At 56.0% G+C, this 11,116-nt stretch carries 8 protein-coding genes; 6 read left to right on the top strand and 2 right to left on the bottom strand.

Features of this window, described 5'->3' with window-relative positions:
- Nucleotides 1–217: 217 nt before the first annotated feature.
- Both POG22_RS15930 and btpA read right to left on the bottom strand, forming a co-directional pair.
- Nucleotides 218–1,165 carry a vitamin K epoxide reductase family protein gene (locus POG22_RS15930; protein WP_063714786.1) on the bottom strand — a complete coding sequence of 316 codons (948 nt, stop codon included), beginning with the start codon at nt 1,163–1,165 and terminating at the stop codon, nt 218–220.
- A gap of 40 nt (nt 1,166–1,205) precedes the next feature.
- On the bottom strand, nt 1,206–2,057 hold the full coding sequence (gene btpA, locus POG22_RS15935; protein ID WP_017660720.1) for a photosystem I biogenesis protein BtpA: 852 nt from the start codon (nt 2,055–2,057) through the stop codon (nt 1,206–1,208).
- 251 nt (nt 2,058–2,308) lie between these two features.
- On the opposite strand from btpA, the gene POG22_RS15940 reads away from it, so the two are divergent.
- The 6 genes from POG22_RS15940 (at nt 2,309) to POG22_RS15965 (ending at nt 10,478) form a co-directional block, all read left to right on the top strand.
- Nucleotides 2,309–3,247 carry an SGNH/GDSL hydrolase family protein gene (locus POG22_RS15940; RefSeq protein WP_498906340.1) on the top strand — a complete coding sequence of 313 codons (939 nt, stop codon included), beginning with the start codon at nt 2,309–2,311 and terminating at the stop codon, nt 3,245–3,247.
- Nucleotides 3,248–3,468: 221 nt separating this feature from the next.
- On the top strand, nt 3,469–4,632 hold the full coding sequence (locus POG22_RS15945) for a DegT/DnrJ/EryC1/StrS family aminotransferase (protein ID WP_498906342.1): 1,164 nt from the start codon (nt 3,469–3,471) through the stop codon (nt 4,630–4,632).
- Nucleotides 4,633–4,708: 76 nt separating this feature from the next.
- Nucleotides 4,709–5,602 carry a cyanoexosortase B gene (crtB, locus tag POG22_RS15950; RefSeq protein ID WP_063714783.1) on the top strand — a complete coding sequence of 298 codons (894 nt, stop codon included), beginning with the start codon at nt 4,709–4,711 and terminating at the stop codon, nt 5,600–5,602.
- A gap of 54 nt (nt 5,603–5,656) precedes the next feature.
- Nucleotides 5,657–6,424 (top strand): cyanoexosortase B system-associated protein, encoded by a 768-nt coding sequence (locus POG22_RS15955; protein ID WP_071592068.1) that lies wholly within the window; start codon nt 5,657–5,659, stop codon nt 6,422–6,424.
- Nucleotides 6,425–6,485: 61 nt separating this feature from the next.
- Complete coding sequence (locus POG22_RS15960; RefSeq protein ID WP_498906344.1) at nt 6,486–8,120, top strand: polysaccharide biosynthesis/export family protein; 1,635 nt, start codon at nt 6,486–6,488, stop codon at nt 8,118–8,120.
- Between the two features lie 120 nt (nt 8,121–8,240).
- Entirely contained in the window at nt 8,241–10,478 is a 2,238-nt protein-coding gene (locus tag POG22_RS15965; protein WP_498906346.1) for a GumC family protein, read from the top strand.
- Nucleotides 10,479–11,116: the final 638 nt, after the last annotated feature.

Below are 11,116 nucleotides of genomic sequence, written 5' to 3' on the forward strand. Positions count from 1 at the left end.
TAATTAAATTTATTCTACATTAATCGATCGCTCTATGTCAAGTTCTGCAAGCTTTACAGAATTTCGGCTTTGAATTTCAAATATCGAAATTGGGGTTAAATTAGTATTTTTTTGCATAACAAAATCGGAAGAGCCAGACTTCTTGAAACCTAGCTTTATTGGAAACGGATTCCGGATGAAACGCCTACGAAGTCAATTTTAACAGTAGAAAACTCCCCTACATAACCGATCGCAGCGAGTGACGAAACGCAGTATTTCCCGAATAGCCCGACAACTCAGCCAAGTCGTCCAACTCCCGAACCCCTTCGTACAACTGTCCGTTAATTTCCCAAGTCGGATAGGCACGAACGCCCGCCCGTCGACAAACCTCGGGTTTTGCGTTGGCACCTCGGGGGTCGCATTCAACGTACTCTACGATCTCGAAGGCTTCGCGTCCGAATAGCTGCTTCTGGCTGTAACAGTGAGGACACCAGTACGCCCCGAAGGTTCGCGCCCCAATCTCCCGTAAATGTCGTGCCAGTTCGATTTCTGCGGTTCCCGACTCCGTCGTCACGGCACGAGGCGCTTGTTTCGTCTCAGAAACGGATTCTGGCGTCGCCGCCACAGAAGGAGAAATATCGGCGTACAGTCCCGTCACGCCCACGAGGGTCGCGATCGCCACCAACGCACTCGCAAACAGCGGTCGTCCGGCGTCTTCCCAATCGCGGCCGAAGACCGCCAATCCGAACAAACCGAACGAAAACAGTGCCGAGGCAAAACAATACGGACAGAACTCGTGTAGTTCCGAGACTAACACGTAGGTTAAATAGCCGCTAAAGGCGGCCATCGCTGCCCCCCCAACGAGTAACGCCCATCCCGTCGTTCGTTCGATGCGATCGCGGCGGCGGCGGTTGTCTTCCGGGTCGAACGAGTAAGGGGCGAAGGCGAACACCGTCATCGCGGCGTATCCCAGGAAGCCGAACACCGTCAGCGGCAGTCCGAAGGCCATCGCGTAAGGGCTAGTCAACACGCGATCGCATCCTTCCGTGGGACAGATGGCGGCGATGTTGTTCGTCAGTTTCACCACCGTTAACACCGTGGTTTCGAGGGCCCCCAACAGGGCGATCGTCCCCATTATCGGGCGAGACCAACGATAGAATCGAGAGGTCGAACGTCGGCGAGTCATGGTGCTTCTCCGTGCGATGTTTCTCTAGATTTCCCAATTGTTAAGACGGTACTTTCTTATAAGACGGTGACGGGGCGATCGCCCCATCGCGATCGACGCTACTGTGGGCGGCATCTACAAACTGGCCGACGCGAATCGGATCGATGGGGGCTTCGATGTTGCCGTGTCGTTTCAGCGAACTCGAGACGATCGCGCCGTCGGCCGCTTGCATCAGTTCGGAAATATTTTCCCAGGTCGCCCCGCTACCGATGAGAACGGGCTTGTTACGGGCGGCGTGTTTGGCCAGTTCCAAATCTTCCAAACTCGGGGGCATTCCCGTGGCCATTCCCGAGAGGATGACCCCATCGGCCAAGCCTCGTTCGAGGGTCTCGCGCACCGTCAAGGTGAGGCTGGGAGTTCCCAGGGGTTGAGCGTGTTTGACCAACACGTCGGCAAAAATCTTCACGTCGCTGCCGAGTTCTCGGCGATAGCGCATCAAATCGTGGGCGCGGCCTTCGATGATGCCTTGATCGGTGACCATCACGCCAGTCAAGACGTTCACGCGGATGAACTTCGCGCCGACGCACGTCGCGATCGCCAGGCTGCTGTGGGCGTCGTTGCGGAGGACGTTCACACCGATGGGAATCGTGACGATACCGCGCAGCCGTTCGACGATCGAGGTCATGGCACTCACCACCGCCGGATCGACGCGGGAATTTGTAAAGGGTGCGTCGAAGAAGTTTTCAACGATGATACCGTCCACCCCCCCGGCTGCGAGGGCTGCAGCTTCGCGTTCGGCTCGATCGATCACCGCTTTGAGACTCCCCCCCCATCGCGGCGAGGAGGGTAACGGCAGTAAATGTACGACTCCAATAATGGGATTGGGGGTTTTGAAAATCTGCTCGAAGTCCACGTTTTTACTTGTCTCGGAGTCAGTGACTAGGGGTGTTCGTTGAAAGGGCTAACAGAAGCGGCGACCTGCGACGCTGTCGCTCGGTCACAGAAACTGGGGCGTTCTGGGTGAGTTTGCCCGTCGGTTCGCCCGTCGGGTCGGGTACGATGGCTGTCCATCTCAGTCGAACCCGGTATATCCTATTTGGATTATAGGGGTTTCAGTGCCGCTCGTTTACACTGGACAGGGTAGGACGCCAGGAGAAAACGCCCTTGAAACTCGCGTTGGTGGTACTGTTCGCGATCGCGGGATTGGCGATCGCCATCGAGATCGGCTTGCGAGTGGTGTTTGGGTTTGGCAAACCGCCATTGTACGTTGCCGACGACACGATCGGCTATCGTCTGGCACCGAACCAGCACACCCGACGCTTTGGCAACCGCATCGACATCAACCGCTACTCGATGCGGTCTGAGGAGGTCGAACCGATGCCGACTCCCGACACCTTGAGGGTGTTACTGCTGGGAGATTCCATCGCCAACGGGGGATGGTGGACCGATCGCGACGAGACGATTTCCGCCCGACTCCAACGGCGGTTAGCCCCGGTTGCGCCCCGCGTGGAAGTTCTCAACGCCTCGGCTAACTCTTGGGGACCGCGCAACGAACGGGCGTATTTGGAGAAATTCGGCACTTTTGGCGCTCGTGCCGTCGTACTTTCGATCAATACTGACGATTTGTTCGCCAGTGCGCCGAGTTCCGTCAAAGTGGGACGCGATCGCAGCTATCCCGATCGCTATCCTCGCTTGGCTTGGATCGAAGTTCTCTCTCGCTACCTCCTGCCTCAACCTGAATTTTCCGAACTCGAGACTCGCCTTCCCGAAGATAAAGATATCGTGGGGGCAAATTTGAGGGCGATCGCACAAATTCACGATCGCTTACTTGCCGAAAACGTCGTCTTTTTACTCGCCATGACTCCCCTCAAACGGGAATTAGGAGAACCCGGCCCTCGCGATTACGAACTCAAAGCTCGACAACGATTGTTAGAACTCACGCAACGCGATCGAATTCAGTATATCGACTTTCTTTCGTCCTTCAATCGCGTCGAACCTGTCGAAACCCTTTATCGAGACCATATTCATTTGAGTCCGGCTGGCAACGAACTGGTGACCGAAGCGATCGCACAAAAAATCGAAATTGAAATTGAAATTGAGTGAAAAATTTTTAAAAAATCATAGATTTAATAATTACAAAAAAATATTTAAACGCTTTTTAAAACATTCATAAATCGAATATAAATCTCTCAAGATATTCTTTCCAAAAAAGCGATCGCATCAATTTTAAAGTTTAAATAAATTTTCAAAAAAATCTCCCCAACTGCCAGAACCGTCGAGCTACAGTTGTGAGAGGACTGTTCTCAAAGTTGGTATGACCCCCGATGAGTAAAACCCCCACCCCCGTTCCATTTGTCGATTTACACGCCCTGCACCAATCCCTTCAAGACGAGATCGAGCAGGCCGTTCGCGACGTTCTCGATCGCGGCGACTTCATCCTCGGCCGAGCCGTCAAAACCTTCGAGGGAGACTTCGCCCGCGCCTGCGGCGTGTCCTGCGGCATCGGCGTGTCCTGCGGCACCGACGCCATCGCCCTAGGACTGCGTGCCTGCGGCATCGGAACGGGGGACGAAGTCATCGTTCCCGCCAACACCTTTATCGCCACCCTCATCGGCGTCTTACACGCTGGAGCGACGCCCGTTCTCGTCGATTGCGATCCCGACACCGCCCTAATGGATCTCGAGGCAGCCGAACGCGCCATTACACCGCGAACCCAAGCCCTGCTTCCCGTTCACCTTTACGGACAAATGGTGTCCCCCTACGGTTTACAGGCGATCGCGACCCGACACGACTTACTCATCTTTGAAGACGCCGCCCAAGCCCATCTCGCCCACCGAGACGGCTATACCGCCGGGTCGGTGGGAATGGCGGCCGCGTTTAGCTTCTATCCCAGTAAAAACCTCGGAGCCGGAGGCAACGGCGGCATCACCGTCACCCCCAACGCCCACATCGCCGAACGCCTGCAAGCCTTGCGAAACTACGGCGCCCCTCAAAAATACGTCCACGCCTATCGCGGTACAAACAGCCGCCTCGATACCCTACAAGCTGCGATCCTCAACGTCAAACTGCCCCGTTTACCCGAGTGGAACCGCCAGCGCAACGAGGCCGCTCGACGCTACGACCGACAGCTCGAACCCTTACGGGAATCGGGGATCGTTCCCATGAGAAACGACAGCGATCGCGGCCACGTCTACCACCTCTACGTCGTCCGCGTCACCGACGAATCGCCGCTAACCCGAGACGAACTGGCGGCCGAACTCGAACAACAGGGAATTCAAACCGGAATTCACTACCCGATCCCCTGCCACCTCCAACCAGCCTATCGAGACCTCGGCTACGAGGAAGGTCGTTTTCCCCACGCAGAAACCCTCTCCCGTCAAATTCTCTCGCTGCCGATGTTTCCCGGCTTGAGCGAAGCGCAAATCGATCTCGTCGTCCGAGCGATCGAAACCGCCGTTCGCCATCCCGTTTCGGCCGCGCGATCGTAAACTCCTAAGAACATCTCTTCGTACCAATAGTTTAGATAGAACTCGCCTTTTAAAACTCGGTCGAACACTCGATGCCATGAAGCTACAAACGACTCTCAAATCCTCCTTCGATCGCTATCCGAGCGAACTAATCCTCGGCCTCTTGCTGGCGTTGATGTACCTGCCGACGATCGCCTACTGGTACGACGGTTGGCTCAACAAAAGCATCAGCCTCGAACACGAATACTTCAGCCACGGCATCATCGGCTTACCCTTCGCCGCGTACATCGTCTGGACGAAGCGCGATCGCTGGCAAGCCCTCAGCGATCGCTTCAATCCCCTCGGCGCCGTCTTGCTCGGTTTGGGGGGCGTCCTGTACGTCAGCCAAATGCCCGATTTAGTCAACCTGTCCTTTCCCATCGTCTTAGCGGGATTGTGTCTGGGCTTAAAAGGCCGTCCCGGCTTTCAACTCATGGCCTTTCCCTGGCTGCTCGTCTTACTGGCGACCCCCAACGACCTACCTTATCTCATCGCGCCCGTTTCCCTTCCCCTACAAAGCTTCATCGCCGGAACAGCCGGATTTATCCTGACTCAATGGGGATTGGACGTCACCGTTCAAGATATCCTACTTCTCGTCGGCGGTCGCGTCGTCGAAGTCGCGCCCCACTGCGCCGGGTTCAAAATGCTCTTTACCACCTTCTACGTGGCATTGATGCTGCTGTACTGGACGGGGGCGTTAAAATCGCGCAAAACGACCGTGGTGTTTCTCCTGTGTGCCGTTCTCATCAGCGTCGTCACGAACATTTTGCGAAACACCTTCTTAACCCTGTTTTACGGAACCGGACGAGACGAATTGTTCCACTGGCTGCACGAAGGTTGGGGCGGCGACGCGATCTCGGCGCTCATGTTGTTAGCCTTGATTCCAACACTGATGGCGATCGAGCGGTTGCGCGACGCCCTGTCCGGTTCCGACACCGTCGAGTCCGTTTGATGTGAACGTATCCATCCCTTCGAGACTGCTTGCTGTTCGTTGTCAACGCAAATCGTGGAAAAATCCGCCTCTTTTGTCCCTCAATTTCTTCGTCGGTCGTCGCCCTTTGCTGTGGTGGCGATCGTCGCGTTCGCACTGCTGTTGTTAGCGGTCGCCGTTCCCAACTACGTTCGGGGAAAGCTGCCGTTTCGCCAACCCCAACCCGTCGATCTCAGCGGGTTGAAACAACTCGACGACACCGGACTCGAACTGTCCGGATGGACGACGGTAGACCTGAGAACTGTCAATTTAGGATCGGGCGCGTGGGTCATGCAAACTCTGATGGAGGACGACACCGCCTCGACCGCCGACTCTCCCGCCCCGGCGACGCTGTTACTGCACCCCCAACAGGGACAAAGCGGTACGCGATCGCAGCCGCAGATGGAGTGGACGGACATTCGCGGTTTGGGAAACGCTCAGGGAGATTGGAAAGAAGACCGCCAGCGTCAGTTCGCGTTCGAGGTGACGGCCGACGACGGCACGTCCGCCACCGTCACGACGCGATTTTTCCGAGGTTGGACGACTCAAAAAACCTACGCGATCGCCCAATGGTACGCTTGGGAAACCGGCGGCCATCCCAACCTGACGCACTGGTTTCAAGCCGACCGTCGGGCGCGATTAGACGGTCGCCGTCAGCCTTGGGTCGCTGTCTGTCTGATGACGCCCATCGAACCCCTCGGCGACATCGAAACCGCCCGTCCGCTTCTCGAACGTCTGGCGTCACAGGTGCAGGAACAGTTAATGGAAAACGCGTTCGTCGAACCGTCTCGAGTCGGGTCGTAGAACGTCGTTCGAGTGGGTTTCTTCCCCCGAAGGAAGACGTCGTGCTTTAAGGAATCGTTGCATGGGACAGGTGGTACGGAAACCGAACGGGCGATCGCTGGTGGCAGTCCTCACAGAAGCCGTCTTGGTAACGTTGTGGGGATTGCCACTCGGCCGCGCGATCGCCCAACCCACACCAAACATCGCCCCACCCGAGATCGCCGACGAAGAACTCGACCTCGATACCGTTCCCGAGAGTCTGCCCGTGTGGTTGCGCTTGCAACTGTCCGGGGAAATCCAACACCGCCAGATGGTGGAATATCTCGACCGACACTCGAGCGATCGCCCCGCGACACCACTGGACTTGTCTCCACTTTTACCCGAGTCTCCCAGTCGTCGCGGTCCCCTGAGTGGAGATAACTGGGAGGTGTATCGACTCGCACCCGGCGACGCCATCTCGGTCGTCGTCCAGCCCCCCTTTCAAGATCTGACCACCAGCGCCGAAATCTCCTTTCAAGGGACGATTTTCATACCGTTGCTGGGAACCGTTTCACTACAAGGACTGACGGTCGAAGAAGCCCGACAAAAACTGACGCGCTTACTCAACAACTACGTCGTCAACCCCGACGTACAAGTGGTGTTGGCCGCTCCCCGTCAAGCCCAAGTCACCGTCACCGGAGAAGTGGCGCGTCCTGGGTTTTTCCCCGTAGCGCCCAACGCCCCCCTCGTGCAAGCGCTCCTCACAGCGGGAGGCGTTACGATCGAGGCGGACTTGCGCCTTGTTACCGTGCGACGCACCCTCGACGACGGAAGAATTTTGTCTCAAACCCTCGATCTTTACACACCACTGATCGAAGGCACGTCGATTCCCGATTTGCGTTTGCGAGACGGAGACGTGATTTTCGTTCCTCGTCGCGATCGCACCTTTGCCGGAGATTACAACCGCCAAACCATCGATCGCTCGGCGCTAGCAGCTCCCCAGCAAGAACCCATTGCCGTTACAGTCGTCGGCGAAGTCGCCCGGCCGGGATTTTACGACTTTCCACCCGTACCGTCCCCAGCCCTCGATACAGCCATTCTCGCCGCTCAAGGCACGAAAGTCTCGGCGAACTTACGGCGCGTTTTGTTGCGCCGCACCCTAGCCGACGGAACGACAGTCGAGCGAGAAGTCGATCTGTTTTCGCCCCTCGTGTTCGGCGAACCCCTACCAGAAGTATTTCTCGAAGATGGAGACGTAGTGGTGGTTCCCGAACTCACAGCCGAAGAACGGCAAGCGTACCAACTCGATTTGGCGGCGCGATCGACGTTAGCCCAAAACCAGATTATCGTGCGCGTTCTTAGCTATCCCGCCAACGCGACCAATACCCAAGCGCTGCCCAACGGTAGCACCCTCGCCGACGTTCTCAGCGGGATTCCCCTAAACACAGCTCGTTTGAGTCGCGTGGCGGTCATCCGCTTCGACGAGACCCTCGGGGAAGCCGTGACGACCTATTACAACGGACGGGAAGCGATCTTGGGCAATCCCGAAGAAAATCCGATCCTGCAAGATAAAGATGTGGTCGTCGTCGGACGTAACTTTATTGCCGCCGTCGGAAATTTCTTCAATAACTTTACCCAACCGTTCCGCGACGTTCTCGGATTTTTACTGTTTTTCGACCAACTCTCTAATAGCGCCGATAACTTGTTCCGTCCCACCGGAAACAATAACAACAATTAGCGAACGACCGGTTACCACCGATGAATCCGCGAAAACTTCATTGTCGAGACGGGCGATCGCGCCCCGAAACCCCTCTCGAGTCGCTTAAGATAAAAATAGTCGCACGCAGGTAGATCGCTCGTGGCTCCTTCTATCGTCAAACGATACAGTATCGCCTTTAGCAAATATAAAATCGCAGGCTTTGGCGTCTTTGCCCTTGCCGTTGGCGTTGCCGGATTGATGGGATTACAAGAACCCCCTCCCCCCACCTACAAAGCAACAGGGGTGATGAGTTCGAACGAACAACCCGTAATTTTATCCGAGACGGGGCCGGCCATTCAAGAGCAAGGACGACAAGCCTTAACCCAGGATTACCTTATCGACGACGCGACTGCCGAAGCCGTCAGCGAACAGATCGGCGTCCCTCCGAGACAAGTGAAATCCGCTAGACTCCGAACCCCCGCCTCGGACGAGCCACAATTCTATCGCGTCGCCTATACCGATTCGACCCCCGAACGAGCGTCGATGGTGGTGAATTTGCTGATGGAAGCCGCCATCGAAAAAAGCTACCTGCTCAACACCTCTCGCCTCCAAGCCCTCATCGATGCCCTCAACGAACGCTTGCCCGAAATTCAACAGGAACTTCGAGAAGCTGAAGACCGTCTCGTTCAGTTCGATCGCATTGAAGGGGCGGCGATTACCCTCGCCAAAGACGGTTCTCTCGTCGGACAGATTCGCGCCAGCCAGCAGCAACAAGAACAGTTGCGCTTGCAAATCGAAGAAATGGCCGCCCAAATGGACAGCCTCGAGCAACAGTTGGGATTGAACGTCACCCAAGCGTATGTTTCCTCGGCTCTCAGCCGCGATCCCATCATCAATAACTTGCGGGCGCAACTCTACCAAGTGGAAACACAACAAGCACTGCTCGTTCAGACGTTACGACCGCAACATCCCCAGATGGTGGAGTTACAACGCCAGTTCGACGGGTTAGAACGATTGTTCGTGCAGCGAGCGGTCGAAGTCATCGGCGGCGAGGGGATTGCGATTCCGCTGTCGAACAGTCGAGCGATTCGCCAAGCGAGCAGCCTCGATCCCATGCGCCAAGAAATGGCCGCAAGGCTCGTGCAGTTGCAAACCGAGCGGGACATCCTAGATCGCAGTTTAGCGCAAGCCGGACGCCTCGAACGGGAATTAAAAGCGACCTACGCGAACTTACCGGATTTGGAACTCGAACGCCAGCGCTTGCAGCAGGAAGTGTTGTTACACAAAGCTCTCTCCGACCAATTACAAGCTCAACTGGTGGATGCTGAAGCGGCCAAAGCTGAAACGGTGAGTAATTTGACGATCGCCCAGGAAGCTCAAGTCGTCGAGCAGAAGGAAGATCCGCCAAACGTGGCGATTTTAGTGCTGTTAGGGGGCGGTGTCGGATTGGCAGCCGGGGGCGCGTTAATTTTCTTGCTATCCGCCCTCGAAGGACGGTTTTACACGGTCGAGGAAGTGCGCGGAGCGTTACAGGAACGCGACCTGTTGCTGTTGGGAACGTTGCCTCACGTGGTCACAGAGGAGTTCGGCGACGAGAGCAAGATGCCCGTCATCGTGGCACCCGATTCTCCTTATTTGGAGCATTACGAGCGCTTCCGCAGCAACTTGCGGCGAGTGGAAGGGGGAGCGCCGAAAGTGGTGCTGATAACCAGTGCCAAGGCCGGAGAAGGAAAGACGTTTACAGCCTACAATTTGGCGATCGCCTCAGCGCGAGCTGGAAAACGGACGCTACTTGTAGAAGCCGATTTGCGATCGCCCTCGAAGGCCGAATCGCTGAAAGTGGCGCTCGATCCCCACAGTCTCATCGAACCCTTACGTCACTATCGCGATTTCCAAAGCGGGATGCGCTTCGTTCCCCAAGTGGAAAACCTCTATACGATCCCCAGTCCCGGACCGCAACAGCACGCCGCTGCGATTATCGAATCGAGCGAGTTAAGGCGGTTGTTGAGTCAAGCCCGCGTTCAGTTCGATTTCGTCGTCGTGGACGCCCCGTCCTTGAGTCAGTGTAACGACGCGCTGTTGCTCGAACCCTACACCGACGGAATGATTCTCGTCGCTCGCCCCGGCGTGACCGAAGGCGGCTTACTGGCAGAATACGCCGAAATGCTTGAAGAGGCAGAAGACCGCGTGCGCGTGTTGGGAGCGGTCATCGACGACGCCGAGATCCCTGTGGAGTTCCCGCCTCACGTTTCGCCTGAAGACGAAACCGAGGTGACGGACTCGCCCATGCCGTTTTACGAGTTATGGGAAACCGACCGGTTAGAAGACGAGGAGGTTTCCAACGGTGCGACCTCTCGCTCGTCCGTCCCTCAGGACGTTCCCTCCCGCCGGTCTTAGGTGTTAGTAAGTAGGCTCGACCCAGACAGAAATGGCTCAGAACAACCGCATTTACACCATCGATAGGATGGGCAATGCCCACCGACCTCTACATTGAGTGTGGTTAACGCTGAAGTGCGTAAGTCCTACGGCTATGGCAAACATCGCGGGTAGTGCTGCACTCTAATGATGCCGATCGGTCGAAATCATTGCCACGGAAGGATTTAACTTGTGATACGGAATCCGTTCCCGATACGCTAGGTTTCAAGAAGTCTTCACCACAGAGACACAGAGGACACAGAGAGAGACTTGTCAGGTCGGGCAAAACCAGTATTTGAGTCCTCGACTCCGCTCGGACTCAACGCTTCGACTCCGCTCAGCGTTGAGATGCGGATTCCGTATGACTTCCGATCGCTACCATCTAAAATGCGGGAATTCCCCTCCCGTTATATCCGACAGGATTAGCGGGAGGGGAATTCCCGCCAACAAACGAACTGCCCGACAGGGCATCCTTATTTCGGGCTTGCTGAACAAAACTGAAATGTAGACCCAGTAAGGATTTTGGGACTTTTTTTCAGAAAATGGTGCAAGGTTTTCCGATCGAGAAGCTCAAAAACCTTGGATTTTCGTCGGCGATTACCGATTCAATTGGGAAGCTA

Source organism: Geitlerinema sp. CS-897 (genome assembly GCF_028368005.1).
Taxonomy (GTDB): Bacteria; Cyanobacteriota; Cyanobacteriia; order Cyanobacteriales; family Geitlerinemataceae; genus Baaleninema; species Baaleninema simplex.

What these genes read in the sequence shown, in the direction of transcription:
- POG22_RS15930 (WP_063714786.1), bottom strand. Translation starts at nt 1,165, where the DNA reads ATGACTCGCCGACGTTCGACCTCTCGATTCTATCGTTGGTCTCGCCCG.
- crtB (WP_063714783.1), top strand. Translation starts at nt 4,709, where the DNA reads ATGAAGCTACAAACGACTCTCAAATCCTCCTTCGATCGCTATCCGAGC.
- POG22_RS15945 (WP_498906342.1), top strand. Translation starts at nt 3,469, where the DNA reads ATGAGTAAAACCCCCACCCCCGTTCCATTTGTCGATTTACACGCCCTG.
- POG22_RS15960 (WP_498906344.1), top strand. Translation starts at nt 6,486, where the DNA reads ATGGGACAGGTGGTACGGAAACCGAACGGGCGATCGCTGGTGGCAGTC.